This window comes from Mycolicibacterium fluoranthenivorans (assembly GCF_011758805.1).
Lineage (GTDB): Bacteria > Actinomycetota > Actinomycetes > Mycobacteriales > Mycobacteriaceae > Mycobacterium > Mycobacterium fluoranthenivorans.
Genome location: NZ_JAANOW010000001.1, coordinates 862,781 through 888,997, shown reverse-complemented (window position 1 = coordinate 888,997; position 26,217 = coordinate 862,781). Strand labels below are relative to the sequence as shown.

Annotated in this window: 27 protein-coding genes, 1 tRNA gene and 1 pseudogene; 11 read left to right on the top strand and 18 right to left on the bottom strand. The window is 66.7% G+C overall.

The window, feature by feature from the left end; translation table 11 throughout:
• From FHU31_RS04355 to FHU31_RS04325, 7 genes are read right to left on the bottom strand one after another with little or no spacing between them, the layout of a single operon-like run.
• Entirely contained in the window at window positions 1-414 is a 414-nt protein-coding gene (locus FHU31_RS04355) for an SdpI family protein (RefSeq protein ID WP_167156216.1), read from the bottom strand.
• A complete protein-coding gene (locus tag FHU31_RS04350; protein WP_167156215.1) occupies window positions 411-1,346 on the bottom strand; it encodes a sporulation-delaying protein SdpB family protein in 936 nt (311 codons plus the stop codon). The genes FHU31_RS04355 and FHU31_RS04350 overlap by 4 nt, the downstream gene beginning before the upstream one ends.
• Window positions 1,343-1,981, bottom strand: coding sequence for an SdpA family antimicrobial peptide system protein (locus FHU31_RS04345; RefSeq protein ID WP_167156213.1), 639 nt, complete (start codon window positions 1,979-1,981; stop codon window positions 1,343-1,345). Before FHU31_RS04345 ends, FHU31_RS04350 begins: the two co-directional genes overlap by 4 nt.
• Window positions 1,978-2,670, bottom strand: coding sequence for a sporulation delaying protein family toxin (locus FHU31_RS04340; RefSeq protein ID WP_167156211.1), 693 nt, complete (start codon window positions 2,668-2,670; stop codon window positions 1,978-1,980). Before FHU31_RS04340 ends, FHU31_RS04345 begins: the two co-directional genes overlap by 4 nt.
• Window positions 2,667-3,056 carry an SdpI family protein gene (locus FHU31_RS04335; protein ID WP_167156209.1) on the bottom strand — a complete coding sequence of 130 codons (390 nt, stop codon included), beginning with the start codon at window positions 3,054-3,056 and terminating at the stop codon, window positions 2,667-2,669. Before FHU31_RS04335 ends, FHU31_RS04340 begins: the two co-directional genes overlap by 4 nt.
• Window positions 3,046-3,594, bottom strand: a complete 549-nt coding sequence (locus FHU31_RS04330) for a hypothetical protein (RefSeq protein ID WP_167156207.1) — start codon at window positions 3,592-3,594, stop codon at window positions 3,046-3,048. The genes FHU31_RS04335 and FHU31_RS04330 overlap by 11 nt, the downstream gene beginning before the upstream one ends.
• The gene (locus FHU31_RS04325) at window positions 3,591-4,238 is read right to left on the bottom strand and encodes a hypothetical protein (RefSeq protein WP_263987862.1); all 648 of its coding nucleotides are present in this window, start codon (window positions 4,236-4,238) and stop codon (window positions 3,591-3,593) included. The genes FHU31_RS04330 and FHU31_RS04325 overlap by 4 nt, the downstream gene beginning before the upstream one ends.
• A 139-nt stretch (window positions 4,239-4,377) precedes the next feature.
• On the opposite strand from FHU31_RS04325, the gene FHU31_RS04320 reads away from it, so the two are divergent.
• Window positions 4,378-4,451, top strand: a tRNA-Gly gene (locus FHU31_RS04320).
• Between the two features lie 54 nt (window positions 4,452-4,505).
• Here the strand turns inward: FHU31_RS04320 and FHU31_RS04315 are convergent.
• Window positions 4,506-6,137, bottom strand: coding sequence for a flavin-containing monooxygenase (locus tag FHU31_RS04315; RefSeq protein WP_167156205.1), 1,632 nt, complete (start codon window positions 6,135-6,137; stop codon window positions 4,506-4,508).
• A 13-nt stretch (window positions 6,138-6,150) separates the two neighbouring features.
• Complete coding sequence (locus FHU31_RS04310; RefSeq protein WP_234901135.1) at window positions 6,151-7,095, bottom strand: alpha/beta hydrolase; 945 nt, start codon at window positions 7,093-7,095, stop codon at window positions 6,151-6,153.
• 186 nt (window positions 7,096-7,281) lie between these two features.
• On the opposite strand from FHU31_RS04310, the gene FHU31_RS04305 reads away from it, so the two are divergent.
• Window positions 7,282-8,013: an SDR family NAD(P)-dependent oxidoreductase gene (locus tag FHU31_RS04305; protein ID WP_167156203.1), complete on the top strand. Its 732-nt coding sequence runs from the start codon at window positions 7,282-7,284 to the stop codon at window positions 8,011-8,013.
• Between the two features lies 1 nt (window position 8,014).
• Here the strand turns inward: FHU31_RS04305 and FHU31_RS04300 are convergent, their stop codons facing one another.
• Complete coding sequence (locus FHU31_RS04300; protein ID WP_263987861.1) at window positions 8,015-9,769, bottom strand: sigma-54-dependent Fis family transcriptional regulator; 1,755 nt, start codon at window positions 9,767-9,769, stop codon at window positions 8,015-8,017.
• A gap of 99 nt (window positions 9,770-9,868) precedes the next feature.
• On the opposite strand from FHU31_RS04300, the gene FHU31_RS04295 reads away from it, so the two are divergent.
• The 4 genes from FHU31_RS04295 (at window position 9,869) to FHU31_RS04280 (ending at window position 14,246) form a co-directional block, all read left to right on the top strand.
• Window positions 9,869-11,365, top strand: coding sequence for an NAD-dependent succinate-semialdehyde dehydrogenase (locus FHU31_RS04295; protein ID WP_208410138.1), 1,497 nt, complete (start codon window positions 9,869-9,871; stop codon window positions 11,363-11,365).
• On the top strand, window positions 11,362-12,627 hold the full coding sequence (locus FHU31_RS04290) for an iron-containing alcohol dehydrogenase (RefSeq protein ID WP_167156201.1): 1,266 nt from the start codon (window positions 11,362-11,364) through the stop codon (window positions 12,625-12,627). The genes FHU31_RS04295 and FHU31_RS04290 overlap by 4 nt, the downstream gene beginning before the upstream one ends.
• Entirely contained in the window at window positions 12,624-13,547 is a 924-nt protein-coding gene (locus FHU31_RS04285; protein WP_263987860.1) for a 3-hydroxyacyl-CoA dehydrogenase, read from the top strand. Before FHU31_RS04290 ends, FHU31_RS04285 begins: the two co-directional genes overlap by 4 nt.
• 117 nt (window positions 13,548-13,664) lie before the next feature.
• The gene (locus FHU31_RS04280) at window positions 13,665-14,246 is read left to right on the top strand and encodes an Rv1733c family protein (protein ID WP_167156198.1); all 582 of its coding nucleotides are present in this window, start codon (window positions 13,665-13,667) and stop codon (window positions 14,244-14,246) included.
• A gap of 25 nt (window positions 14,247-14,271) precedes the next feature.
• On the opposite strand, the gene FHU31_RS04275 is transcribed toward FHU31_RS04280, so the two are convergent.
• The 4 genes and pseudogenes from FHU31_RS04275 to FHU31_RS04265 all read right to left on the bottom strand — a co-directional run bounded on the left by FHU31_RS04275 (window position 14,272) and on the right by FHU31_RS04265 (window position 16,830).
• Complete coding sequence (locus tag FHU31_RS04275; RefSeq protein WP_263987859.1) at window positions 14,272-15,684, bottom strand: 3'-5' exonuclease; 1,413 nt, start codon at window positions 15,682-15,684, stop codon at window positions 14,272-14,274.
• 21 nt (window positions 15,685-15,705) lie between these two features.
• Window positions 15,706-15,795, bottom strand: a pseudogene (locus tag FHU31_RS32150) (DUF2510 domain-containing protein); the annotation flags it as partial.
• Window positions 15,796-15,829: 34 nt separating this feature from the next.
• Window positions 15,830-16,156, bottom strand: a complete 327-nt coding sequence (locus tag FHU31_RS32000; protein ID WP_308206720.1) for an excalibur calcium-binding domain-containing protein — start codon at window positions 16,154-16,156, stop codon at window positions 15,830-15,832.
• A gap of 62 nt (window positions 16,157-16,218) precedes the next feature.
• Window positions 16,219-16,830 carry a TetR family transcriptional regulator gene (locus FHU31_RS04265; RefSeq protein ID WP_234901134.1) on the bottom strand — a complete coding sequence of 204 codons (612 nt, stop codon included), beginning with the start codon at window positions 16,828-16,830 and terminating at the stop codon, window positions 16,219-16,221.
• A gap of 97 nt (window positions 16,831-16,927) precedes the next feature.
• Between FHU31_RS04265 and FHU31_RS04260 the strand changes: the two genes are divergently transcribed.
• The 3 genes from FHU31_RS04260 to FHU31_RS04250 are packed head-to-tail and all read left to right on the top strand — an operon-like array spanning window position 16,928 to window position 19,637.
• A complete protein-coding gene (locus FHU31_RS04260; protein WP_167156192.1) occupies window positions 16,928-18,034 on the top strand; it encodes a DmpA family aminopeptidase in 1,107 nt (368 codons plus the stop codon).
• A complete protein-coding gene (locus FHU31_RS04255) occupies window positions 18,031-19,488 on the top strand; it encodes an APC family permease (protein WP_167156190.1) in 1,458 nt (485 codons plus the stop codon). The genes FHU31_RS04260 and FHU31_RS04255 overlap by 4 nt, the downstream gene beginning before the upstream one ends.
• Window positions 19,485-19,637 carry a hypothetical protein gene (locus tag FHU31_RS04250; protein ID WP_167156188.1) on the top strand — a complete coding sequence of 51 codons (153 nt, stop codon included), beginning with the start codon at window positions 19,485-19,487 and terminating at the stop codon, window positions 19,635-19,637. Before FHU31_RS04255 ends, FHU31_RS04250 begins: the two co-directional genes overlap by 4 nt.
• A 61-nt stretch (window positions 19,638-19,698) precedes the next feature.
• On the opposite strand, the gene ppk2 is transcribed toward FHU31_RS04250, so the two are convergent.
• Both ppk2 and FHU31_RS04240 read right to left on the bottom strand, forming a co-directional pair.
• Window positions 19,699-20,562, bottom strand: a complete 864-nt coding sequence (gene ppk2 / locus FHU31_RS04245; protein WP_167156186.1) for a polyphosphate kinase 2 — start codon at window positions 20,560-20,562, stop codon at window positions 19,699-19,701.
• Window positions 20,563-20,820: 258 nt separating this feature from the next.
• The gene (locus tag FHU31_RS04240) at window positions 20,821-21,825 is read right to left on the bottom strand and encodes a bile acid:sodium symporter family protein (protein ID WP_167156184.1); all 1,005 of its coding nucleotides are present in this window, start codon (window positions 21,823-21,825) and stop codon (window positions 20,821-20,823) included.
• 71 nt (window positions 21,826-21,896) lie between these two features.
• Between FHU31_RS04240 and FHU31_RS04235 the strand changes: the two genes are divergently transcribed.
• Both FHU31_RS04235 and FHU31_RS04230 read left to right on the top strand, forming a co-directional pair.
• Window positions 21,897-22,751 carry a LysR substrate-binding domain-containing protein gene (locus FHU31_RS04235; RefSeq protein WP_167156182.1) on the top strand — a complete coding sequence of 285 codons (855 nt, stop codon included), beginning with the start codon at window positions 21,897-21,899 and terminating at the stop codon, window positions 22,749-22,751.
• 115 nt (window positions 22,752-22,866) lie between these two features.
• A complete protein-coding gene (locus FHU31_RS04230; protein WP_167156180.1) occupies window positions 22,867-23,349 on the top strand; it encodes a hypothetical protein in 483 nt (160 codons plus the stop codon).
• 9 nt (window positions 23,350-23,358) lie between these two features.
• On the opposite strand, the gene FHU31_RS04225 is transcribed toward FHU31_RS04230, so the two are convergent.
• Together FHU31_RS04225 and FHU31_RS04220 are read right to left on the bottom strand one after the other, a co-directional pair.
• The gene (locus FHU31_RS04225) at window positions 23,359-24,243 is read right to left on the bottom strand and encodes a glycoside hydrolase family 16 protein (RefSeq protein WP_167160611.1); all 885 of its coding nucleotides are present in this window, start codon (window positions 24,241-24,243) and stop codon (window positions 23,359-23,361) included.
• Window positions 24,244-24,328: 85 nt separating this feature from the next.
• The gene (locus FHU31_RS04220) at window positions 24,329-26,167 is read right to left on the bottom strand and encodes an ABC transporter ATP-binding protein (RefSeq protein WP_234901133.1); all 1,839 of its coding nucleotides are present in this window, start codon (window positions 26,165-26,167) and stop codon (window positions 24,329-24,331) included.
• Window positions 26,168-26,217: the final 50 nt, after the last annotated feature.

Below are 26,217 nucleotides of genomic sequence, written 5' to 3'. Positions count from 1 at the left end.
CTACCTGAGGTCAGCGCCAGGGATCACGCTCAGTGCGGCGGCATCGGCGTGACCTGCGGCGACCACAACGGCGCCGACGAGCGCGAGCCAGCCCACCGTCGGCACGATCAACAGCCACATCGGCGAGGTGCGGCGCAGATAGACCACCACGATCTCGAGGGCCACGATGATCGACACCGCGATGGCCGCGAAGTGGAACCCCGCGCGTTGCGCGGCATACCAGCCCGCGGCAGACACCAGCGTGTGCTCTGACCGGAACCCGACGGTGGTGTTAGGCGGAATGCTGTGCTGATCAGCACGCCCGGCGAGATACCACAAGGAGGCCGCCATGGCGATCAGAAGTACACAGTTGACCATCGCGTAGAACCGAAGCCCCTTGTTGGAAGACGTGTTTGACGATTGAACGATGCTCATCGCGGGACTTTCTTCTCGTTGAGGCGGCCTGCATATCGGAGGGGAATCAATCGATCTGGATTGCGTGGGTGCGCAATCCCGTTCGGCGTACCGATCAGTGACCCCACGGCCACCATCACCAGCGAGAAGCTGAACAGTCCCATGCTCAGGAAGATCAAGGCGTGCAGACCGAGACCCAGCCAGAACGCGATGATCCGCCAGCGCGCATCGAGGACCATGCACACCGCGATCGCCAGTTCGATGACAATCGCGCCCCAGGTGATGGTCAATGTGGTGACGCTGCTGTCGGACAACCACATCCAGATCGGGGCGAGTGGGCCTGCGGCACCGAACATCTTGTCACGAACGAAGTAGTAGAACGCAGATCCGTTCTGCCAGTCCGTGACGCCGATCTTGGCGATCGCACTGTCCGCGTAGAGGTACGCGATCTGTAAGCGCAAGGCCCAGAAGCTCAGATAGGCGACGAGGCGTCCGTTGCGGTCCATGTGACGACGCGGCCGGGCCCATTGCCATCGACGTTCGTCGGCCAAGCACATCGGGGTGATGAGTATCGTCGCGATGAGCGCGATCGAATCACCCCCATCGGGCAGGGTGACCGAGGTGGCGACCGAAAAGGTCAGCCATAGATGCAGAAGGCTGAGATACCTGGGCCGGTAGCCGGTGGCGACGAGCAACAAACCGCCGATGGTCAGCCACCACCGCAATTCGACGAGTCCACTGGGATCCCCGAGACAGAAGATCGATACCGCGGGCTGGGCCGTGCAGAAAGGTCCCGGGACGCCGCCCACAGGTGTGAACAGGGCACCGGCGTCGGTGAAGAGCAATTCGGAGGCGGTGGCCAGCGCCAGCGCACTGCGACCTGCCGCGAACCATGTTGTGCGGTAGTCGAATCTGAGCGCACGGGCGACAGTTGCCCGGACCGCCGGGTTCACGACGCGGACCCCGTATGATCGCCGCAGTCGACGTGAACCACCGCGAGCTTCTTGATCGTGTGGACCTCGTCGGTGAGATGGCGGTAGGACCACTTCACCGTGTCCTCGACGGTGATCGCAGCATCGCCACACACGGTGGGCACCGAACTGTCATTGCCCAGAGCTTGCGGTGGTGTGCGCTGTGCTGCCTCGATGCAGCGCCACCGGTCCAAGTGCTCACAGTTGATCCATCCGTCAGCCCAAACGCGCTTGGCCAGGCTGGCCAATTCCGGGCCCTGCGCGCGCTGGGACCGGGAGAGCCCGAACAGATTGCCCGGCTTACCTTGTGGTGTCAGCAGGAAGCTGACGCCGAGGTGACCGTCGCTCTGAAGGCGATACGCGTCGATCTGGTCGGTTTCGGGTGAGCGGGTGAAGAAGGCGAAGTTCTGTGAAGCGACGGCGTTGACTGCGGCACGAATTGCGGGGATCTGATTGCGGTTCCAGACGATGTTCGACGGCATGGTGGCGGCCAGGCTCGCCAGCCATCCGCCGGCCAGTACGAGTGCGTACACGACGCCGACGACGGTGGTCTGCCGCATGGTGCGGCGACGTCGCAGCGCCGGCCACCGTTGCCGCAATCGCACACCAAGGTTCATGAGCGAAGTGCTGATGCGATTTTCGCGATGGCGTTCTGGCGATCCAGATCGGTGGGCTGGGATTCGAATTGGTAGGTAATGAAGACCGGCACCAGAATCACGGTGGCGGCGACGATCGCTGCGACCGCCACCAGGCCGGCGACGTTGATCGCCAAGGCGGCGGTGACCGTCACCACCGCCGCCGCGGTATTTGCCAGCGCCGCCACGTGCCATGCGGCCACCAATCCGGTGACCTTGAACCACGCAGATCCGGAGTCGGTTGGGGGCGTGGTGGGTGGCGCGGGCGGCGTCGGGCAGGGCGCGCCCTGCGCGGGAGGGGTGGTGAGCCAGCGGTTCGCGGCGACGTCGAAGCGGCGCAAAGCGCTGTCGAGCCGAACCGGATCAGCGGTGTCGAACGCATCGATCAGGGCGGGTCCTGCCGCGCCGTCGATGCTGTCGATGCACCCGGCGATTCGCTCAGCGGCGGTGTGCGCGGGTGCGGCGGTCAGTGTGGTACCCGTGCCGTTCAGGCCGGGATGGTCTCCGACCACGGGTCCGGTGGCGAATGCGAGATACTCGATGACATCCGCGGCGGTATAAGAACGGTGTGCCGTCGGGTTGGCCGGCTCGGGTCCAGCGTGGTCACCATGCGTCGCGGCATAACTGAGTACCGCGCTCACCACCAGAATGCTCAGAATGCGGATCCTCATTGGTCATCGCCGGTGGATCTCGCGGCACGCCCAGCAATGATGACGGCGTACACGCTGATGACCGTGAAGGTCACGAATGCCAGGATTCCGACCAGGATTTCATGGCCGACCGACCATCCGCGCAGGACACCGAGCACCAGAACCGCAGATGCCGCAGCGGAGTTCAGCACGTACAGCGGTGTCAGCCGCCGCGCGGCCCGATGTCCGGCGATCCATGCTGCCTCGCCACGCATCGTGGCCGGGGTACGAATTCCCACCCACTGATTGCGGGGCAGCCGACCGGCGGCGGCCCGTGCCGTGACGGTGGCCATCAGCACCGCCAGGCCGAGGTGCGTGATCACGAGGACGACCGCGACGATCAACATCGCGGAGTGTTCAGGAACCATTCGTTCTCCTGTCGGCGGGCTCATTGCCCGGAATGGTGCAGATGGCGAAATGCCTTACCGGATGCGGAATGCCACCGCTACGGCAATACGACACGTCAACAGCTCCGATGATCGCCCCGTCCGGTCGAACGGATGCACTATCTGCACAATCGGATTTCGCCGCGGTATCGGGCGTGATGAGCATGCACTGGCCGGGTGTCCAGTCGTAGTCAAGACACACTGCCCCGGAGAGCATCTGCGACGACCAGGTGTAGATCAAGTCGGCGTCACCGACACACTGCGACGACTCGCCGACCCTGCCGATCACCCGGAACGTGCTTGCCGATGAACCACAGGCTTGTTCGACCAGTTCCTTCGAGTCACCGACCTGATGGATGGAGGCGCACCCATCCGTGGCAGCAGGGAGATGGGTGAAGTCGGCGCTGGCGTACACGGCGACTGCGGGGCCACGGGTGCCCAGCACGGCACACCCGAGCGCGAGAACTGTGAGCACGACCAGCAGGACAAGCCAACGCGGTGCGCGGTCGGTGCGACTCATGGTGCCAGGCACGGTGGTTTGACGACCTGAGCGGGCTGCGTGACGCTCCCCTTCGGCGGAGGTTGCTGGGGCACGGTCGGCTGCACCGGCGGCGTGGAGGTGGGCACGGAGGTAGGCACCGTCGTCGTCGGGTGCGGGGTCGGCTGAATCACAGTGCTGGGTTGCTGAATCTGGGGCTGTTGACTGACCGGCGGACTGGCTGACTGCGGCGGCGCCGGACGGATCGGTTGGTCGTAATCCGGTGGCTGGGTGCCGTGCGCAGGCTGCTGCTGTTGCGGATAGGACTGCTGCGGGTATTGCGGCGCCTGGCTGTACTCGGGAGGTTGGGCCGCCGGTGAGTTGATATCGACGCCGTAATCGGATTGGCCGGGTGCTGGATACGAGCCACCGTTGTATCCGCCGTTGTAGCCGCCAGGCGGCCCCGGCATTCCGGGCGGCTGGAATTGGCCACCGTTGAACCCGCCGTCACCGCCGGGTCCACCCGTCGGACCCGTCGGATCGGCCGTGGCATCGGGCAACGCCGCCACCCCCGCCAGCTCGCTGTCGTGACGGGTGACGATCACTGCCGCCATCAGAATCGCGAGCACCGCCAACGCCGTCGTCACGCGGCTCAGCCAGCGCACCGACGGACGGCCCCTGCCCACGATTCGCCACCCCCCGATAGCGCCGCCATTGTCATCGCTCACGATCACATATAGTCGATCGACGTGTCAATCGCATAAGGGCTACGCGCCTCCTCGAGAGGCGGTGCTGAATCTTCCTGATCACATGCGTCGCCGGTACGCCGATGTAGTTCAATGGCAGAACATCAGCTTCCCAAGCTGAATACCCGGGTTCGATTCCCGTCATCGGCTCCACACGAAAAAGCCCTGACCCCACGTCCGTGGGATCAGGGCTTTTCCTGTCGGCCTCTATGAACTCAACGCCTCCGGCACCCGGCGCTCCGCGAGCATCGACGCGTAGCCGGACTCCTCGAGCTCGCGGCAATAGTGCTGGTACACCTGCCCGCCACCCATGTAGACCAGGAACGCCTCCGGCTTACCGGGCACGTTCTCGCCGAGGAACCATGCCTTGGCCTTCTTGCCCTCGGTGTACATCACCGTCGCCTTGCCGGTGCGCGCGGTCTCCTCGGCCCACCAGTCCTCGGACTCGAGACTGGCCTCGAAGACGTCCACGTCGTTCTCGCGTGCCCAGCGCAGGGCGCGCTGCAGCCACTGGGCCCCGAGCTGGATCGGCACCACCAGGTTCGAGTACGGGGTCTGCGGCCCCAACGACATGAAGAAGTTGGGGAAGCCGTGCACCCCGATGCCCAGGTGGGAGCGCAACCCGTCCCGTTCCCACCTGTCGCGCAACGTGATTCCTTCCCGACCGACGATGTCGATGTTGGTCAGCGTGCCGGTCATCGCATCGAAGCCGGTGGCGAAGATCAGCACGTCGAGCTCGTACTCGGTATCACCCACACGCACCCCGGTCGGGGTGATCGCCGTGATGGGCGTGGTCGCGGTGTCGACCAGCCGCACATGGTCGAGGTTGAACGCCTCGTAGTAACCATGGCCGGTCGGGACGCGTTTCCCGTTGAACGAGTATGTCTTCGGGCTCAGCAGATCCGCGGTGGCCGGATCTCTCACGATCTCGCGGATCTTGGCTCGGATGAACTCCGAGGCAAGTTCGCTGGCCGCGTGGTTGGTGGCCAGATCGTTGAAGCACTCATTGGCGAAGTGGAACCCGCCCTCGTTCCACTTGCCCTCGAAGATCTCCCGACGCCGTTCGTCGGACACCTCCAGGGCGCTGAACTGCGCGGGCTCCATCGCCACCCCGAAGGGGTGGTTGGCCGCCTTCTCGTAGATCGCGTCGTAGTTGTCGCGCAGCCACGCCATGTCCTCGGCGGTCACCGCGTCGTTCGTCGACTCCACGATGAAGTTCGGCGTGCGCTGAAACACCACGAATTCGCCCACCTGCGGCCCGATCTCGGGCACCAGCTGAATACCCGAGGCGCCGAGTCCGATCAGGCCCACCCGCTTGCCGGCCAGGTCGACACCGTCGCGCGGCCAGTGGGCGGTGTGGTGCTTCTCGCCCGCGAAGCTGTCGATACCGGGGATATCCGGGTAGATCGCCTGCGACAGCACGCCCATCCCGCTGATGAGGTACTTGGCGACCAGCGGGGCACCCCCGTCGACGTACACCGTCCAGGTGTTGGCGGCTTCGTCGTACACCGCCGACTCGACCCGGGTCTCCAGCCGGATATCCCGACGCAGATCGAGACGATCGGCGACGAAGTTGAGGTACGCCAGCACCTCTGCCCCGGCGGGGTACCGCTGAGTCCAGGTCCACTCCTCGCGCACCTCCTTGGAGAACGAGAAGGAGTAGTAGCTGTACTCGCTGTCGGTGCGGACTCCCGGATAGCGGTTGGCCAGCCAGGTACCCCCGACTCCGTCCTGGGCGTCGAGAACGACGGTGTCCAAGCCGATCTCGCGAAGGTGGTGCAGGATCGCGAGACCGGAGAAGCCGGCCCCGATCACGATGGCGTCATGCGTTTCAGTCATGGTCAGGTCCTTCTCAGGCGGTCGCGGGTTGGGTGGCGGTGCGGTGGGCGTTGGCGGCGCGGCGGGTGTGGTACCACTGCGCGATCGTGGCGATGGCGGCATCCGCGGCGGCGAGTTGCCCGGCCTGCAGCGGGAACACGTGTTGCTGGCCGGCCGCCACATCGAAGGTGACATCGACACCCGCGTCCTGCGCGAGTGCGTGCAACCGGGTGGCGTCGGCGTAGAGGGACTCGATATCGGAGGCGGTGATGTACAGCGCGGGGAATCCGGTGAAGTCGGCATACAGCGGATTGACCAGCGGGTCGGTCGGATCGGCCCCACCGGACAGGTAGCGGTCGATGTTGCCCTGCAGCCCTTCTCGGGCGATGAGGAAGTCGGTGTCGTCGTTGGACACCAGCGTCTCCCCGGTGTTCTCCATGTCGAGCCACGGTGACACCGTGATGACCAGTCCGGGAGTCGGCCGGCCGGCCTGTAGCAGGCGCAAGGTCGTGGCGATCGCGATGCTGGCGCCCGCGCTGTCCCCGACGAAGGTGATGTCGGCCGGGTCGGTACCGTCGGCCACGAGCGCCTCGAACACGGCGGTGGCGTCGTCGAGCTGAGCCGGGTACGGATGTTCCGGTGCGCGCCGGAAGTCCGCGACGAACGCGTGGGTGCCGCAGGCGACGGCGATGTGCCCGGCCAGCTTGCGGTGGCTCGCCGAGGAGCCCAGGGCGAACCCTCCACCGTGCAGGAACACCAGCACCTGCGACGGGTCGGCGGTCAGTGGGGTGACGAGAATGCCGGGGACGCCGCCGATCTCGGTCGACTTGTACGTCACGCCTTCGGGTTCGGTGGTGACGCGCTGCCAATCCTCGAACAGCCAGCGCATCAGCCGCAGCGACATGTCGGGGTTGGCGATGAACTCCTCGGTCCACTCGGCGTAGATGCGCCCCAGCGGATCCGTCGGTCGCGCGGTCATAGGAACTCCTGAACTCTCGGTGGCAGCGGCTGTGATCTGCCGCACTGAGGTCAGTGTGGGATTGCGTCACAAGCACATTCGAAAGGTGTCGCAAATTGATGCAGTGCTGTCTCAGCGTGACGCAGCTCACCGCCGCGGCCGACCGCCGCGCCACGCTTGCGGCACCCACTCATAGGAGAAGCCGCCATGAATCGTTTGAACGACAAGGTCGCACTGGTCACCGGATCGTGCCGGGGTATCGGCCACGCCATCGCCGAGGCCTTCGCCCGCGAGGGCGCCACCACCATCGCCACCGGTCGGTCCAAGACCGACGAGTCGTTCGGCCCGCGCCATCCGGATATCCACTACCGCCAGCTCGACGTGTCGCAGGAAGAGGACTGGGCCGCGGTGATCGAGGAGATACTCGACCGCTTCGGTCGCATCGACGTGCTCGCCAACAACGCGGGGATCATCGCCTACCAGGGCTTACACGAGCTGAGCGTGGCCGAATGGGAGCGTGTCATCGCCACCAACCAGACCGGCACCTTCCTGGGCATGCGTTCGGTGATCCCCCACATGGTGAGCCGGCGCAGCGGCTCGATCATCAACGTCTCATCGATCTGGGGTAACGCCGCGGTCGCCGGCGCGCACGCCTATCACGCCACCAAGGGCGCGGTGCGCAACATGTCCAAGAGCGCGGCCATCAGCTACGCCAAAGACAATGTCCGGGTGAACTCGGTGCACCCGGGTTTCATCAAGACACCGCTGACCGATGCGCAGGAAGTGGAGATCAACGAGTTCGTCGTCGCGCAGACGCCGATGGGCCGCGCCGGCCGACCCGAGGAGATCGCCAACGGCGTGGTGTTCCTGGCCTCCGACGAGGCCAGTTTCGTCACCGGCTCGGAACTGGTGATCGACGGCGGCTACCTGGCCCAGTGATTCAGCCGGAGAGGTTGTAGGTCTTGAGCTTTCGATGGATCGTCGCGCGGGAGACGCCGAGCAGCTCGGCCGCCTTGGAGCGGTTGCCGCCGGCCTCCTGCAGGGCCCGGCGGATCGTCTCCATCTCGGTCCGCTCGATCATCGACCAGGAGCGGTGAGCGCGCAGCGAGTCGGGCAGCTGGTCGGCGTGCACCACACCGCGCACCCCGTCGGTCACCAGTTGCGCGACCAGGGTGCGCAGTTCGGCGAGGTTGCCCGGCCAGCCCGCCGCCTCCAGTGCTTGGCGCGCCCCGTCGCTCAGCGCCAGTCGTAGGCCCGGAGCACGTTGTGCGACAAGTGCATTCCACAGCGCCGGGATGTCTGCGGCCCGCTCGCGCAGCGGGGGCACCCACACCATCGCGACACCGAGCCTGGTCGCAGCGGCCTCGGCCTCGGCCTGCGTGGCCGCACTCACCGTCAGCAGTAGCGAACCCCGGCCCGCATACGCATCGGCCAGTGCACGCAGGGCGGACGACGACTGCGAGTCGAGATGCTCCACGCCGCGGACGACCACCCGCGCCGCGCCTGCCACGGCATCGGAGAGATCCTGCAACCAGACCTGATCACCGACGATCTGGCGCTGGGCGGTGTGCAGCACCGTGACGTCGGACTGCGCCGAGCCGGGCCGATACGGACGGCCCAGCGCCAGCGAGGTTTTGCCACTGCCCGGTTCACCGGCGATCAACAGCGCGGTGCGGGCCGCGATGTGCCGGCTGACGTGGTGTGCGGCGGACAGCCACGACTTCGTCTGTCCCACCAGCCCATCCGACGACGGCTTACCGTGCCCGGACATGACACGCGGCGCGGGCCGCAGGGCTGCCACCACCCCGGCGTCGCCGTCGAGCACACGGGCCTCGATCGCCGTGTGCCCGGTGGACAGGTCGGCGGTCACCCGCGAGTCGTGCCGCAGACCCGCGCACAGGTGTCCGATCAGGTCGACATCGGTCTGGGTCAACTCCCCCGCACGTCGGCTGCGCATCGTCAGCCCGTCGGGACCGAACGCCACCACCGGCCCGTCGTGACGTTTCGAGGCGTCCAGGAAGGCCGCGAGCATCGCCCGTGCCCCGGGCTGGGCGACATCGAGTACATGCTGTTGCAGTTGGGCGGCAAGCGAATTCGTCAGTGGTAGCAGCAGGCCGCTGCGCTCGTCGATCTTGGTCGACATCGTCACCGCGGCCAGGAGTTTGCCGGTGATCGGGTGCCACACCGGCGCCCCGGTGCACAACGCGTCGCGGTAGACGTCGGCGAAGTGCTCGGCGCCCTCGATCAGCACGCTCTTGCCCGAGGCGATCGCGGTACCCACGCCGTTGGTACCGACCGCATCCTCGGCCAGCACCGCGCCGCGCACGGTACCGATGCGATCCAGCTGCGTCATCGCCGAAGAGTCCAGGGACCACCGCTGCACGATCCGGCCCTGGGCGTCGGCCAGCAGCAGGCCCATCCCCGACCCGGCCAGGTCCTCCGCGGCGCGGGCCATCGGCGCCTGGAACATCTCCAGGAGATGGTTGTCCAGCAGGTCCTCGTCGACGCGCGGCACATCGCGGACGTTGGCCGGGGCGCCCAGCGCACTCTTAGAACGCAACCACGATTCGAGCAGGTCCGGCGGCACCGCCAGGTCCGGGTCGGAGGCGGTGAGGAATTGCGCGCGCAGTTCTTCCAGCCGCGAACCGCTGGGCCGTATCGACACCGACCACTCCTCAAGTGAGAGCTGAATCACACAGCCTACCGTAGGAGGGCCGGCCCACCGGATCCTGCGACTGTCTCAAAAAGACGCAGTCGTCTCCGGCGTCACCATCCCGTCCTAGCGTCACTGGGCATGACGACGACGCTGGCCACACCCCTCGACACGGCCGTGGTGCACGGCCGACGTATCCCCACCGGCCTGTTCATCGGAGGTGAATGGCGCTCGGCGGACTCGACGTTCGCGGTCGTCGATCCCGCCACCGGCGAGCAGATCGCGACCGTGGCCGACGGCGGCGCGCACGAGGCGATCGCGGCGCTCGATGCGGCGGCCGACGTGCAGGACCGGTGGCGCCATATCGCGCCCCGCGAGCGCGCCGACCTGTTCACCCGGACCCACCGCCTGCTGCTGGCACGGGCCGACGTCTTCGCCGACGTGATGACCGCCGAGAGCGGCAAGCCGCTCACGGAATCCCGCGCGGAGTTCGCGCTCTCCGCAGAGTTCTTCCTCTGGTACACCGAGCAGATCGCGCATCTGCACGGCACCTGGGCACCCGCGTCGCACGGCGGCTACCGCGTGATCACCACACATCAGCCCGTGGGTCCGGCGCTGCTCATCACACCGTGGAACTTCCCCATGCTGATGATCGCGCGCAAGGCGGGCGCAGCGCTGGCCGCCGGCTGCCCGGTAATCGTCAAGTCCGCCAAGGAAACTCCGCTGACGTGTGCGCTGTTCGTCGAAACACTGCGCGAGGCGGGCTTTCCCGCCGGTGTGGTGAACCTCATCCACACCACGGCGTCGGCCCCGGTGTCCGCTGCCCTGATGGCCGACGAGCGACTGCGCAAGATCAGCTTCACCGGATCCACCGGCGTGGGCGCCACCCTGCTGGAGCAGGCCGCACCCGGGATCATCAACACCTCCATGGAACTCGGCGGCGACGGACCGTTCATCGTGCTCGACGACGCCGACGTCGAACTCGCCGCCCAGCAGGCGGTCGTCTGCAAGTTCCGCAACGCGGGTCAGGCCTGTGTGGCGGCCAACCGGATCATCGTGCACAGCGCGGTGGCCGCCGAGTTCACCGCGCGCTTCGTCGAGCTCGCTCGGGCACTGAACGTCGGCAACGGATTCGAGCCCGGCGTGGACGTCGGGCCGATCATCTCGGAGCGCCAGCGTGACACCGTTGTCGAGCTGGTCGAGACACTGCGCGCGACGGGCGCCGAGCTCCTCATCGGTGGCTCCGCACGTCCCGGTCCCGGATTCTTCTTCGAACCCACTGTCTTTCGCGTCACCGGCCGGCCCGCCGAATTGTGCAGCCGCGAGCTGTTCGCTCCCGTCGCCACCATCTACCAGGTCGAGTCGACGGCGGACGCGGTCGCCTTCGCCAACGACACCAGGTACGGCCTGGCCGCCTACGTGTTCACCAAGAACCTCTCGCGAGCGGTCGCCGTCGGTGAGCGCCTGGACTTCGGCATGGTCGGGATCAATCGCGGGATCATGGCCGACCCCGCGGCGGCCTTCGGCGGTGTGAAGGCTTCCGGTCTCGGTCGCGAGGGCGGGCACGACGCCATCTACGACTATCTCGAGGCCAAATACCTCGCCGTCACCGTCGACGAGGAAGAAGGCCTGTCATGACCGCCACCATCGGCTCGCCGTCGCACACCGCCAACCAGCTGGGCCTGGGGTTGCTCCGCCAACCGGCCATGGTGCTGTTCGGGCCGGGCCAGCGCCGGCAGATCGCTCGCGTCGTCAGTGAGATCGCCCAGCGCGTCCTGATCGTCACCGACGCCAGGATGGCAACCAGCGCCGAGTTCGGCGCCGTCGTCGAAACGCTGGTACGGCAGGGTGTTTCGGTGTCCGTGTACGACGGCACCGAACCGGATCTGCCGCGCCGCAACGTCGTCGACATCGCCGAGCGGTTCGGCGGCGACTCGATCCAGGCCATCGTGGGGATCGGCGGCGGGTCGTGCATGGACCTGGCCAAGGTCGCCTCGGTGGTGCTCACCCACGGCGGTGACGTCCGCGACTACTACGGACAGTTCCTGGTACCCGGGCCGGGGATACCGGTCATCACGGTCCCCACCACCGGGGGCACCGGCGCCGAGGTCACCTGCATCTCGGTGGTCTTCGACGAGGATCAGGGCATGAAGGTCGGGGTCGCGAGCCCACACCTGGAGGCCTACGCGGCGATCATCGATCCCGAACTGACGCTCACCTGCCCGCCGGGGTTGACCGCCGCATCGGGCGCGGACGCGCTGTCTCACCTCATCGAGTCGTTCACGGGGCGGGCGAAGAATCCCGACGCCGACCAACTGGCGACCACCCTGTACGCGGGCAAGAACGTGTTGGCCGACGTCTACGCCCGCACCGGGCTCGGACTGCTGAACACGTCACTGCCGGCGGTGGCCGCGGATCCGGCCGATCTCGCCGCGCGGTCCGACACGCTGTTCGGCGCGTACTGCGCGGGCATGGCCATCAACACCGCGGGAACGGCGGGCGCGCATGCCATCCAGTCCCCGATCGGCAACCTGACCCACACCCCACACGGGTTCGGGATCAGCGCGCTGCTGCCGTACGTGATGCGCTACAACCTGCCCGCCCGCATCCCGGAGTTCGCCGAGATCGGCCGTATCCTCGGGGTAGCTGACCCGTCGGATTCCGAAGAGCGGCAGGCACAGTCGGCGATCGAGCGGATCGAAACCATTCTGGAGACACTCGGCGCGCCCCTGGACCTGCGCACGCTCGGCCTCACGCCGCAGGACTTCGACTTCGTCGCCAAGCAGGCGATGCTGGCCACCCGGTTGACCGCCAACAACCCGCGTGAGCTCACCACCGGATCGGTGGTGGCGATCCTGGAGCGTGGCTACGACGGTGACCGGAGTTGGTGGCAGCTGTGAACCGGCCACCCGTGGCGGTCCTCGGGGCGGGCTCCATCGGGGTGTCGTTCGCGATCCTGTTCGCCTGCAGCGGCGTCGACGTCGCCGTCTACGATCCCGTCGCCGCGGCCCTGCCCCGGGCTGCCGCGGACCTGCGGGAGCGGCTCAAGCCACTGGGCATCACCGACCCCGCCGATACCGAGGCGCGGGTTCGGTTCACCTCCGACCTGGACACCGCGCTGCTGGGCGTCGGGTTCGTCCAGGAATGTGCACCCGAACGGCTCGACGTGAAGCAGAAATTGCTGCGCCAAACGGCAATTCGGACCGCCGAGGAGGTGCCGCTGGCCAGCTCGAGTTCGGCGATCGTGGCGAGCCGGCTCGCCGAGGGGCTCGACACCGCCATCGCAGCACGCATCCTGGTCGGCCACCCGGGAAACCCGCCCTACCTGTTGCCCGTCATCGAGGTGGTGCCGTCACCGTCGACCGCCGGGCCCATCACCGAGCGCGCGGTCGCGATGTACCGCGCCGCGGGGTTGCGGCCCGTACTGGTACGCCGCGAGGTCGAGGGTTTTGTGTTCAATCGGCTGCAGGGTGCGCTCCTGCGCGAGGCCTACTGCCTGGTGCGCGACGGGGTGGCGAGCGTGGACGATATCGATGAAGTGGTGCGCAGCGGACTGGGGCGCCGCTGGAGCGTCATCGGCCCGTTCGAGACCGCCGACCTGAACACCCGGGGTGGCATCGAATCGCATGCGGACAAGATGGGGCCGGCCTACCAACGGATGGGGGCCGAGCGCGGGCAGTCCGATCCGTGGACACCCGAGTTGGTCGCCGAGGTCACCGCGCAGCGCAGGGCGCTCCTGGACCTCGACGACTGGGACGAGCGTGTGCGGTGGCGCGATCGGCAGCTGATCCGATTGCGCGAGGCGAGCACGACGGTGTGATGTCCGTCGCCGGGGTCGCCGTTCGACTGGCAGCCCGCCCGCGGCGGTGCCAGGCTGTAAGCAATGTTTGCGCCAAACGACAAAAGCACCGCTAATAGCGACGTAACGCGCCTCACATTGTTTGCTGGACGTATCGGCTGGTACCTGCGCGCACTCGGACTCAACCCACTGGTTCGCGCCGTCGACCGTATCGAGGCCCTGGCGGTTCTCGGCATCGTGGTCACCGCACTCATGGCCATCCCGGTGGCGGTATCGGCAGGCGCCCTCGTTCGCGGTTGGGGTATGCAGACGGCCGAGCAGGAGGCGGACAACCGGCATCCGGTGCAGGCAACGGTCGTCGAGGGCGTCGGCCTGCCGACAGACTTCGAAACGCCGGCATTCGTCGACGCGCAGTGGCACGAGGGCACGCGGACGCGGACCGAGTCCGTGGCCGGCACCGCGACGGTCAGAGTCGGGGACCGCATGACGATCTGGCTCGACCACGACGGCAAGGTGGTCGCCGCGCCGCTGACGCCGGCCGATGCCGAGCTGAACGCGGTCGCCATCGCGGTGACCTTCTGGATCGGCATGGTGTTGTGCAGTGCGCTCGGCAGCCACATGATCCGGCGCGGCCTGGACCGGGCCCGCGACCGCGCCTGGGAACGCGAGATTCGCCTGTTGACGCACAACGACGGTGGTTGGGCCAACAGGCAGGGCTAGAGGTGATGCTCGGGGAATCCTCGCCTCACACCGTCTGCTCTTTCTTGTCGCAGTGGGCTTCGGCCGTCGATGATGCGGTCTCCGTCGGCTTCGGTCCCAGGAGCCTGGCTCGGGAGCAGTCGACGCAGACGGAAGCCAAGACCTTCCTCGGTGCCATCCATGACGATCCGCAGGTGATGCACACCATCGCGGCACCGGCGGACGCGGCTCTCGCGGACGGCACGGGGCCGCCCGATTCAAGGGCGCGCGCGAACTCGGAGAACGAGCATATGGGGACGCCCAGTTCACGGGCTCTGCGCGCGTTGGCCGAGCGCGAGTCGCCGTCGGCGGCGACGACGAGGTCTGGCCGGTTCTTGGTGACCGACGTGACGACCACCAGGCCGTGCTTCTGCGCCATGCCCTCCTGGGTCTTCCGGTCGATCACGACACCGCCGAGTTCGCCCTGTCCGGTGAAGCACACCGACATACCCGGGATGAGATCCATATCGCCGGTGACGGCACGGAAGGGTTCGATCCGGACCATGACCGCGTCGATCTCGACGCCGAGCAGAGCTGCAGCGCGACAGATATCGCCATGTTCGTCATCGGTGACGACGCCATCCTCGACGGCGGCATCGATGAGCCCATTGACGAACTCGCGGTGCGCTCGCGCGATCTCCCACTCGTCGAGACCGAGTTCTTGGGCGAGTGATCGCAGTGCGGCGCGTTCGTCGGCCGTCAATCGCAGATCGGCGATCGCGGTGGCGAGCAATTGCACATACGGGGCAACGTCGGGACTGCTGTGCAGACCGCCGGCGAGCGCCGCCAGATAGGGCGCCGGCGGCAACACGTCGATGTGCCCCTCACGCGCGCATACCCGTACCGGTGTCACCCGCAGCGGCCGGGCGACGGCCGGCCGGCAGGTCTCGAGGTAGCGGTCGCTCGTTGCGAACAGCAGACCCGCTGTCGCGCGCGCGTCGGCGATAGCACGGTGGGCGACCTCCAACACCACACCGTGTTCTGAGCACGCCTGGTCGAGCGTGCAGCCCGTCGCGCGCAATGTGTCGATCGCCGAACCCCAGTCGATGTCGATTCCCGCCGCCGACAGCTGGTTGCCGATCATGCGCATATCGAACCTGACGTTATGGCCCACGATGACCGCGCCGTCCAGCCTCGACGCGATATGGTGCGCCACCTCGGCAAAGGCCGGCGCGCCCCGAAGCATGGCCGCATCGATGCCGTGCAGCCACGTGGGGCCGACGTCTCTCATCGGCTGGATGAGGGTCTCGAACTCGTCGTGAACGCGTCCGTCGCAGTCGAGCGTCACGATGGCGATCTCGACGACTCGATCGGTGTTGTAGACGCCCGTGGTCTCCACGTCGACAACCGCGATGCGGCCGTCGCGACCGATCAGGTGTCCGATACCCGCGTTGGCAGATGGCGCCTGAGCGCGCGTCACACCGGCTTCTGACCCCGTCGTCGCCGCGTGGCCCGTCCACTCGCGGCCATCCCACCACCGCAGATCCGACTCATCCCACGGATCGCGGTACCACCCCGCACCTGCCCCCAATGTTGTGATCCCCCTTCACTCCAAGAAATTCGGGTCAGCATTCACACCCGAGGCCGTCCCCGTCGCGGTCGAGCTTCGACTGGTACTTGTCCGAGCTCGACGGGATGTTGCAGGCGCCGTCCGCCTTCGCCTCCGTGCAGTTCTTGTAGGGAGCGGCCGCGGCGATGGGGGCGAATACCGAGCCGGCCATGGCGATACAGGCAGCGGCGAAGAGAACCCGAACAACCATGAACAGCTCCCCTTTCAATATTGACGCCCATTTAAATGCGGCGCCAGCGTAGCCGAACCCCGACGCCACCGGATCGCCGTTGGGCCAACGTCCGCCGTTCGACGGACACGACACGTCGCGCGGCGTCATCATGTGTTGACACTGCACAGAAGAGAGTCGACTCAGAACGGAGGACTCCCGAAAGCGGCTGACAGCTAGTCGATCTCAGGCAACGACACCCCGGTCGCCAACTCCGCGTACTGCCGCATCAACCGCAGCGCAACGGCCCGGCTCAACCCGGGATCGCGCGCGACGATCCGGTAACCGAAGTAGTCCTCCATGGACATCAGCGTCATGGCGATATCGCGCGCCGGCTGCTGCAGCCGGAACACCTCACCCTTCGCCCCCGCCAGCAGCAGGTCCGTGTACAGGTCGACCTGGCGGTGGTAGATGCCCTGCACATCCCTGCGTTGATCGAGCTCGAATCCGGCGGACAGCACGGCCCGCCAGATCGCCCGCCACTCGGCATCGTCGGGACCGGTGGGCAGACCGGCGGCGATGGTCAGCACCAGCTGCTCGCGCGTGTCACCCGACGGGCTCTGCAGTTTGAGCCGCTCGTCGTAGAACCGGACGTCGGAGCGCAGCGCCAGCTCCGAGAGCAGCTGCGTCATGTCCTTGAAGTAGTAGCGCACCGCATTGGTGGTCAGTCCGAGCTGTTCGGCGACGTCAGCAAGCTTCAGGGTGGCCAGATCATGGCGCTCGATCAGCGCGATCGCCGCATCCATGATGTCGTGACGCCGTTCCACCTGCTTGTTCGGCCGTGCCATGGGACCAATTTTGCCCTTTCTGTTGCGCGGCGCGGCACCCGGGCGCATAGTTCTTTTCCAATCAGGAAAAAAACTCTCGATGAATCGGGCGGAACCAATGCGTGCCAGAGACCTCGGCGTGGTCATCGGGGAACACCCCACCGGACCGAAGAACGCCATCACCGATGTCGCAGGGGTGCGGGTGGGACACACCACCTTGCAGAGCGCAGGCGTCAACACCGGTGTCACGGTGGTCGTCCCCCATGACGGCATCTGGACCGAACCGGTGTTCGCCGGCTCGCATCGCCTCAACGGCAGCGGCGAACTGACCGGCCTGGAATGGATCCGGGAATCCGGTGAACTCACCACGGCGATCGGGCTCACCAACACCCACAGCGTCGGCGTGGTCCGCGATGAGTTGGTGGCAGCGCAGGTGCGCGCCCGGGGTGAGGGCATCTACTGGTCCCTGCCCGTCGTCGGCGAGACCTATGACGGCCTGCTCAACGACATCAACGGCTTCCATGTCCGGCCCGAGCATGCCCGGGCCGCGCTCGAGAATGCCTCCTCCGCCGCGCCGGCCGAGGGCAATGTCGGCGGCGGCACCGGCATGATCTGCCACGGCTTCAAGGGTGGCATCGGCACCTCGTCACGCGTCACCGACACGGTCTCCGGCCAGTACACGATCGGCGTCCTGGTTCAGGCCAATCACGGTCGGCGCGAACGACTCCGGATCAACGGTGTCCCCGTCGGGCAGCTGATCGGACCGGACCGAGTTCCGTTGCCCGACCTGCCGAGACAGTACGAACCGGGCTCTGGCTCCATCATCGTCATCGTCGCCACCGACGCCCCGCTGCTCCCCCATCAGTGCACCCGGCTGGCTCAGCGCAGCGCGCTCGCGGTGAGCCGGATCGGCGGCACCGGCGAGCAGTACAGCGGGGACCTGATGCTGGCCTTCTCCACCGGCAACCGTGGCATCCCCCCGTACGCATGGGACGAGGACGCGTCGACGCCACGTCCCGAGATCCCCCTGCGGATGGTCGCACCGCAGTTGATGACCCGGCTGTTCGATCTGACGATCGAGGCCACCGAGGAGGCCATCGTCAACGCCATGGTCGCCGCCACCACCCTGACCGGCCACCGCGGTTTCACCGCGCACGCCCTGGACCACAACCTGTTGCGCCAGGCCATGCGCACCAATACCTCTGACGCTCAGGAGATCTCATGACCACCACACCGGAGAAGACCGTCCCGGACGGCACGGGCAAGCGCCTCACCGGGCATCTCGGCCCCATCGGAATCGTGTTCATGGTCGTCGCCGCGGCCGCCCCGCTGACCGTGATCGGTGGCAACATGCCACTGGCCATGGGGCTCGGCAACGGCGCCGGTGCACCCATGGGTTTCGTCATCGCGGCCCTGGTGTTGCTGGTCTTCAGCATCGGCTTCGTGACGATGACGCCTCACGTCCCCGAGGCCGGCGCCTTCTTCTCCTATGTCACCGTCGGCCTGGGTGAACGCATGGGCAAAGGTATCGCCGTCGTCGCACTGATCGCCTACACCGCCATCCAGATCGGTATCTACGGGTACATCGGCTGGGCCATCAACGACACGGTGACGCACTACGGCGGACCCGTGATCCCCTGGCCTGTCTATGCTTTCGCGGTCCTGCTGATCGTGGCGGTGCTCGGCTACCGGCATATCGAGCTCAGCGCGAAGGTCCTGGGCGTGGCGCTGGCGTGCGAGATCGGCATCGTCGTGGTGCTCGACGTGGTGATGGTGGCCAAGCCCGGCCCGGCCGGCCTCACCTTCACCTCCTTCGACCCCGCCACCTTCACCCAGGGCACCATCGGCATCGCGATCCTGTTCGCCCTCACCGGTTTCATCGGCTTCGAGGCCACCGCCGTGTTCCGCGACGAAGCGCGCGACCCCGAGCGCACCATTCCGCGGGCCACCTACGCCGCGGTCATCATCATCGGCGCGTTCTACGCGATCACCGTGTGGGCGTTCGTGGTGGCCATCGGGCCCGACCAGGTCGGTGCCGTGGCACAGAAAACCCTCGACGGCGAGGGCAACATGCTGCTGGACACCACCGGTGACATGCTGGGCACCGTCGGCCGCGACATCGTGAACGTGCTCCTGCTGACCAGCCTGTTCGCCTGCGTGCTGTCCTTCCACAACGTGATCGCTCGCTACCAGTTCGTGCTGGCCGGCAAGGGCCTGCTACCCGCCCGACTCGCCCAGGTCCACGACACTCATGCGGCGCCGTCGTTCTCGTCGGTGGTGCAGACGGTGACCGCCGCAGTCATCGTCGGCGTGCTGGCGATTCTGGGCATCGATCCGCTGGTCGGGGTGTTCGGTTCGATGGCGGGCGTCGCCACGGTCGGCATGGTCGTACTGATGCTGACCACCTCGATCGCCGTGCTGGTGTTCTTCCTGCGCAATCGGGACCGGGTGCCAGGGCACCTGTGGACGACACGGATCGCGCCCGCGCTGGCCGTCCTCGGACTGCTCGCCGGCCTGTGGCTGGTGCTCTCGAACTTCACCCTGGTCACGGGCGGCAGCACGACGCTGAGCACGATCCTGGCCGCGATCCCGTTCCTGGGGCTCGTCATCGGTTTTGCTGCCTGGCGGCCGTCACGGTCGATTACCGGCCAGCTGCAATCGCCTAGGAGATCATCGTGAAGACCCCGATCGCCTTGGCGACACCCCTGCTGGCCGTCGGCCTCGCGGCGGGTTTGGTGGCTCTGGCACCCGCCGGCTCGACCGGGTTCGTCAACCGCAATCACGACGAGGGCATCACGACGAACGGGGAAGTAGACCTGCCGTTCTGACGCGCAGGCGCCGGCCGGCAGCTCCTGCAGGTCCGCGCGACGATCGGAATCCAGCGCCTGCCTACTCCACATCTCCCAGCAGCGTCGCCACGAAATTGTCGACGTACGTCGACGATTCCCGGGGCGGCCGCTGGTAGCCACCGCTGACGGCGGGCCGCTCACGCAGAGTGACCTCCGGCTTCTCCACGTCGTGATAGTCGATGGTCGAAAGCAGATGGCTCATCATATTCAGTCGCGCGTGCTTCTTGATATCGGACTCCACCACGAACCACGGGCTCAGCGCGGTGTCGGTGTGCACCATCATCTCGTCCTTGGCGCGCGAGTAGTCCTCCCACCGGTACACCGACTCCATATCCATCGGCGACAGCTTCCATTGGCGCACAGGGTCATTCAAACGCGACCGGAAGCGGCGCAGCTGCTCCTCATCGGACACCGAGAACCAGTACTTGCGTAGCAGGATGCCGTCTTCGATCAGCATCTGCTCGAACCGGGGAGTCTGGTGCAGGAACAGGGCGTGTTCCTCCGGGGTGCAGAAACCCATCACCTTCTCGACGCCCGCACGGTTGTACCAGGACCGGTCGAACAGCACGATCTCGCCTTTGGCGGGCAGCTGCGAAATATAGCGCTGGTAGTACCACTGGCCGCGCTCGCGGTCGCTCGGCGCGGGCAGCGCCTCGATCCGCGCGATACGCGGGCTCATGTATTCGGTGATCCGCTTGATGGTCCCGCCCTTACCCGCGGCGTCACGTCCTTCGAACACCACCACGACGCGCGCCCCGGTGTGTTTCACCCACTCCTGAAGTTTGACGAATTCGGTTTGGAGACGGAATAACTCAGCTTCATACACGCGGTTGGACAGTTTGCCGGCGGAATCGCGCTTCTTGGCCTTCTTCTCCGCCTTGCCCTTCTTCGACTCTTTGGTCATCGACGAATGGTAATCCGTCCTGCCGATCGGCTCGTGTCAGAAACGGCCGACTGCCTTCATATGCATTGCCTATGAGGGCGTTTCCGTGTCAGCCCGGCGCGGGTAGACAGGATGTCAAGCATCCACGCCGAGAAGGGAACAACCATGCGGTTCACGATCATCGCCGTCCCGTTCATCACCGCGGCAGGTATGGCCGCCGCCTCCGTACGGCTCATGGGGTTCGGTCCCGCCGCTCGGCTGAAGGCCGAGCGGACGTGATCACCGGGCACCGACGGTGTGCTGTTCGGCGAGACACTCCGCCTCGGCCGCCCGGCCCCAGCGGCCGGCCAGCGTCGCGCAGGTGATCAGCTGAATCTGGTGAAAGATCATCAACGGCAACACGATCAGGCCCACCGGGTGCCCGGCGAACAGCACCGTCGCCATGGGCAGCCCGGTGGCCAGGCTCTTCTTGGAGCCACAGAAGATCACCACGATGCGGTCGGCCCGGTTGAAGCCCATCAGCCTGGCCGCCCCCGCCGTCACGCCCAGCACCACGGCCAGCAGCAGCACGCACACCCCGACGACGGCCAGCAGGTGGGTCACCGTCATATCGGCCCAGATATGTTCGGTCATCCCCGCACTGAAGGCCGCATACACCACCAGGTACACCGAGCCGCGGTCGACGATCTTGGTCAAGGTGGTGTGCGACAACACCCGATGCAGTTTGGGCCGCAGCAGTTGTCCGGCGACGAACGGCAGCAGAAGCTGGACGACGATCTCCAGGATCGACCGCGCCGACACGGTCGCGTCGCCGGTGGTCTGCATCAGCAGGGTCACCAGCAGCGGGGTCATGAAGATCCCCAGCATGTTCGACGCAGACGCACTGACGACCGCGGCCGCGACATTGCCGCGGGCTATCGAGGTGAACGCGATCGACGACTGCACGGTGGACGGCAGCAGACACAGATAGAGCACGCCGGTGTAGAGGTCATTGGTCAGCACCGAGGGCACCAGCAGTTTGAGCGCCAGACCCAGCAGAGGGAACAGCACATAGGTCGCGGCCAGGACAGTGGTGTGCAGACGCCAGTGCCGCAGACCCTGCAACGCCTCACGCGGCTCCAGCCTGGTCCCGTACAACAGGAACAGCACCGCGATCGCGACCTTGGTGGCCCAGCCGAGTACACCGGCGGCACCACCGCTTGCGGGCAGCAACAGCCCGGTCGCCATGGCGGCGAACAACCCGAGCAGGAATCCATCGATGCGGAGTTTGGCCAGAAGTCTCACCGGTTCACCGTAGAAGCCGGCAGACTCATTGCGAAAGGCGATTAACGAGATAAATCGCAACGAGTATCGTGATGAATGTGTTGGATCCGGAGCAGCTGCGCACCTTCCTGGCCGTCGAACGCGCGGGCGGATTCACCGCCGCCGGCCGCGTACTCGGCCTGCGGCAGTCGACCGTGAGCGGGCACATCGCCCGCCTCGAACAGGCGGTCGGCCGCGAGCTGTTCCGCCGGGACACCCGCAACCTGGCCCTGACCGCCGACGGGGCGGCCATGGTCGGCTTCGCACGCAGCATCCTGGACGCCCAGGCGCAGGCCGACCGGTACTTCTCCGAATCCCGGCTGACCGGGTTCATCCGGCTCGGCGCATCCGACGACCTGGTCACCCGAGACCTACCGGACGTGCTGGTCGAATTCCAGCGCTCCTATCCAGCCGTGGACCTCGAACTCGTCGTCGGACTCAGCGAGAACCTCAAGATCCGGATGGCCGCCGGGGAGTTGGACATGATGGTCGCCAAACGCCTGCCCGGTGAGCAGCACGGCGAACTGCTGTGGCAGGACCGGCTGGTGTGGGCGGGGCGCGCCGGAACGACCGATGTCGGCGACCCGGTCCCCATCGTCACCTATCCCCCGCCGAGCCTGACCCGCCACGTGGCACTGCGAGCCCTGGAACGCGAACACCGCACCTGGCGCATCGCGTGCGTCAGCGACAGCCAGCTGGGTCTGCAGGCTGCCGTGCTGGCCGGACTCGGGATCGTCCCGCATGCCGAAACCCTTCTGCCCCAAGGTCTTCACCGAGTCAATGACGACCGGCTACCACAGCTGGGCGAGCTGGAGTTCGTCCTGGTGTGCCGGCGCAGCACCCTGTCCGAGCCCGAACAGGCCCTGCACGACGCCATCGTCGCGGGCGCCCGCCGGATGCACCAGTGACCCACTCATCTTGACGGGATCCGCACCGTCGAATTAAATGACTGAGGTATCAGTTTGCAATGTGACCGGCGAGCTCCCGGGGAGGGGAGCGTCGACGGTACCGAGGGGGAGCCCCATGGACACCGTCACCACGACCCCGGTTGCCCTCGCGCCGGCCGGGCGGCGCCCGCGCTGGGTCACCCCGGCTCTGGCATTGCTCGTGATCAGTGCCGCGGCGCTGCCGGCCTGGGTCATCAGCCGAACCGGCACCGACGAATGCCACACCGCCGACATTGCCATCACGTATGTCGCCGACAACGGCACGCTGCTCAACCCGTGGCTGATCACCTCGACCGGGCCCAGTCTGGCGACCTATCGAGGATGGTCAGATCAACTTCACGACTACGCCGCGCGACGTGGCGAACCCGAGATCGTCAACGCGCTGCGGCAGATAGCCGACCTGTCCACCCGAGCCGTGACCATCGTCGAACAGGTCCGCCGGCAACCGGCGCCGGACGACATCATCTTCGGCCACATCACCGCCTATGACGACGTCACCCACCAACTCGTCGGTGCCGAACATCCGCTCATCGCACGCTGTGGGTTCTCCCCCGTGTGAGGGGTGAGATCAGAAGACGCGGATCCAGTCGATCAGCATCTCGGCCGGGTAGTTACCCCCGCCGGGCTCACGCCCACCGGAACCGCCGACGGCGACGTTGAACACCGGGGCCAGCGTGTATCCGGGGTCGTTGAACGGCCAGTCGTCCAGCGAATTGGCCGGGACGCTGAAGTAGGGCTCCATCCCGGGCGCGTAGTCCTTCCAGAAATACATGCCGGTGGGTAGCCAGGTCATCCGCCAGGTGTGCCAGCCACTGTCGATCGGGTGCGAGTCGGTGGCGAACGAGGTGCCGTCCAGCCGGGCGTGCACCGTGGTGCCCGAGGGCCAGTCCCGGTTGCCGTACCACTCGACCAGATCCACCTCACCGCCACGCACCGGATCGTCGTTCAGCAGCCAGAACGCGGGCCAGGCGCCGTCGGTCAGGCAGTTCAGCTTGACCCGGGCCTCCCAGGTGGTGCCGATCCCGCCACGCCAGTTGCCGATGATCTTGGCGCCGGCGTAGCGCTCCTGGATGTTGTTGCCCGGTCCACGGGTCGCCCGGATGACGAGGTTGCCCTTACCGTCCTGGAACACGTGCTCCTGGTCGGTGACGTAACGGCCCATGTTGTAGGGCTTGTCCCACTCGACCGGGTTCCTGATGACCTCGCGAGCCGGCACGACGAACCACGCCGCCGGGTCCGGCGGCGCACCGGCCGGACCGTTGAACTCGTCTTGGAACAGGAACGTGGGACCGGCGACCGCGGCAGCCGGTGCAGGCGCACCCGGGGCCGCCGGACCGGGTCCTGGAACGGGTCCCAGATCAGCGGGAAGCGGCTCTGCGTGGGCGGTCTGGGTGGGCAGCACGGCTGCAGCAGCGCCGAGGCCCATCATCATCATCACCTTGCGGCGATCCATCTCAGGCACAGCAGAACCTTAGACGATCCACGTGACCGTGGTCGTTCAACCTCTGTTCGGGTCCTGTTAACTGACCTGCCGATCTTCAGCCCACCTCGGCGTTCTGCGCCTCGTAGAGCCGCTTGTAGAGGCCACCCTGCGCGATCAGCGAACGGTGATCGCCCGACTGGGCGATCCGGCCGTTTTCGAGCACCAGGATCCGGTCGGCGACGGCGGCGATGAAGTCCATATCGTGGCTGATCACCAGGCAGGTACGGGCCCGGGCGTAGCCCCGGATCACACCGGTCAACCGGGCCCGCTGGTCGGCGTCCAGATTCTCGGTCGGCTCGTCCAGCAGGAGCACCTCGGGCCTGCGCAGCAGGCAGCGTGCCAGTGCGATGAGCCGTTTCTGTCCGCCGGAGGGCACCTGGACGTCGATCACCGTGTCGTAGCCGTCGAACATCTTCACCGGGTCGGTGATGACGGAATGGATACCCGCCTGGGTGCAGGCTGCCTCGATCTCGGCATCGCTGGCCTCCGGACGAGCCAGCCGCAGGTTCGCCCGGATGGTGTCCTTGGTGAAGAACGGGAACTGGGCGAGCTTGGACACCTGCTCGCGCAACGAGTCGACGGTGACGGCCGCGATGTCGTGTCCGTCGAGAAGGATGCGTCCGGCTTGTGGATCCAGGAACCGCAGCAGCAGGTTGAACACGGTCGACTTGCCCGAACCGATACCGCCGACCAAGGCGACGGTCTCCCCGTCGGCGACGGTGAACGAGAGTCCGTCCAGCACCGCATGATCGGGCGTATAGCCGAAGGTGACCTCATCGAACACCAGATTGCCCCGTACCGCCCCGAGCGCGGTGGCGCCGGGGATCTCCACCACCGACGGGCGGGTGTCGAGCAGTTCGTAGGTCGAGGTCGCGTTGGGCGCCACAGATTTGTAGGTCGTGTACGCACCCATCACCCGTTGCGCCGCGCCGAACATCGTCGGCACCATGCCCGCGAACACCAGCAGCCCGGCGAAGGTCAACCCGAAGTCGTCGCTGAAACTCACCCCGACGAGCAGCACCACCACCGTGCTGAGCGCGACGAAGATCTGAGAACCGTTGGCAGTGGCCTGCATCCACGCCACCGAGGACGCGCCCGCCTTTGCCGCATTCTCGGAAACCTCGTGAAAGCGCTTGCTGCGCAACGGCTGTGCATTGAACATCTGGATCTCGGAGATACCGCTGACCGTCTGCTCCAGATCCGTGGACATGGCACGGTCGGCGGTCATCTCGTGGTGCACCGCCGACTGGACACGCGCACCCGCGAACCGGAGCGTGAACAGCGCCAACGGGGTGAGCACCAGCGAGGCCACCGTCATCTGCCAGCAGATGATCATCAGGTACGCGATGGCCGACAGCAGCACGAGGCTGTCGATGAGCGGCGGGATGAGACATCCGGTCAACAACCTCTGCACACCCGAGGATTCCGCGGTGACCCGCTGGATCAATTCACCGGTGCGTGAGCGGGCGAAGAAATCCATCGACAGCGTCTGCAGGTGGTCGTGCACCCGCTGCCGAATGTCGACCACCAGGATCTGTTCGACCTTCGCACCCACCCAGCCGTTGACGAAGTACATCAACTGGGTCAGCACCAGCGACACCGCCCAGGTGGCCAACAGCACCGCGAACGGCACCGAACCGGCCACCGAATGCAGCAACCCGTCCTCGCGGGCCACCAGCGGCCCCCGCAGATCCCACACCCCGCTCAGGTTGCCGCCCTGTCCAGCATCGGCGACCACCTGCATCATCGGTCCGAACGCCGCCGCCGAGACGTACGGCAGCGACGAGGCGATGACGCCGATCACCAGGGAGATCACGATGAGTCCCCGCACCGCACGGAGCATGCCCAGGCTGCGCCAGATCAGTCGCGGCGCAGCGGCAATGGATTGGGCCAATGGGTGCCACCTTCTCTCGCAATATCGAGATCAGGATGCGGTATGGCGGC

Coding starts and splice junctions, on each gene's coding strand:
- FHU31_RS04335 (WP_167156209.1), bottom strand. CDS start 3,056: ATGGTTCCTGAACACTCCGCGATGTTGATCGTCGCGGTCGTCCTCGTG.
- ppk2 (WP_167156186.1), bottom strand. CDS start 20,562: ATGACCAAAGAGTCGAAGAAGGGCAAGGCGGAGAAGAAGGCCAAGAAG.
- FHU31_RS04265 (WP_234901134.1), bottom strand. CDS start 16,830: ATGGCACGGCCGAACAAGCAGGTGGAACGGCGTCACGACATCATGGAT.
- FHU31_RS04315 (WP_167156205.1), bottom strand. CDS start 6,137: ATGACTGAAACGCATGACGCCATCGTGATCGGGGCCGGCTTCTCCGGT.
- FHU31_RS04340 (WP_167156211.1), bottom strand. CDS start 2,670: ATGAGGATCCGCATTCTGAGCATTCTGGTGGTGAGCGCGGTACTCAGT.
- FHU31_RS04255 (WP_167156190.1), top strand. CDS start 18,031: ATGACCACCACACCGGAGAAGACCGTCCCGGACGGCACGGGCAAGCGC.
- FHU31_RS04305 (WP_167156203.1), top strand. CDS start 7,282: ATGAATCGTTTGAACGACAAGGTCGCACTGGTCACCGGATCGTGCCGG.
- FHU31_RS04345 (WP_167156213.1), bottom strand. CDS start 1,981: ATGAACCTTGGTGTGCGATTGCGGCAACGGTGGCCGGCGCTGCGACGT.
- FHU31_RS04235 (WP_167156182.1), top strand. CDS start 21,897: ATGAATGTGTTGGATCCGGAGCAGCTGCGCACCTTCCTGGCCGTCGAA.
- FHU31_RS04295 (WP_208410138.1), top strand. CDS start 9,869: ATGACGACGACGCTGGCCACACCCCTCGACACGGCCGTGGTGCACGGC.
- FHU31_RS04290 (WP_167156201.1), top strand. CDS start 11,362: ATGACCGCCACCATCGGCTCGCCGTCGCACACCGCCAACCAGCTGGGC.
- FHU31_RS04225 (WP_167160611.1), bottom strand. CDS start 24,243: ATGGATCGCCGCAAGGTGATGATGATGATGGGCCTCGGCGCTGCTGCA.
- FHU31_RS04310 (WP_234901135.1), bottom strand. CDS start 7,095: ATGACCGCGCGACCGACGGATCCGCTGGGGCGCATCTACGCCGAGTGG.
- FHU31_RS04260 (WP_167156192.1), top strand. CDS start 16,928: ATGCGTGCCAGAGACCTCGGCGTGGTCATCGGGGAACACCCCACCGGA.
- FHU31_RS04330 (WP_167156207.1), bottom strand. CDS start 3,594: ATGAGTCGCACCGACCGCGCACCGCGTTGGCTTGTCCTGCTGGTCGTG.
- FHU31_RS04355 (WP_167156216.1), bottom strand. CDS start 414: ATGAGCATCGTTCAATCGTCAAACACGTCTTCCAACAAGGGGCTTCGG.
- FHU31_RS32000 (WP_308206720.1), bottom strand. CDS start 16,156: ATGATGACGCCGCGCGACGTGTCGTGTCCGTCGAACGGCGGACGTTGG.
- FHU31_RS04230 (WP_167156180.1), top strand. CDS start 22,867: ATGGACACCGTCACCACGACCCCGGTTGCCCTCGCGCCGGCCGGGCGG.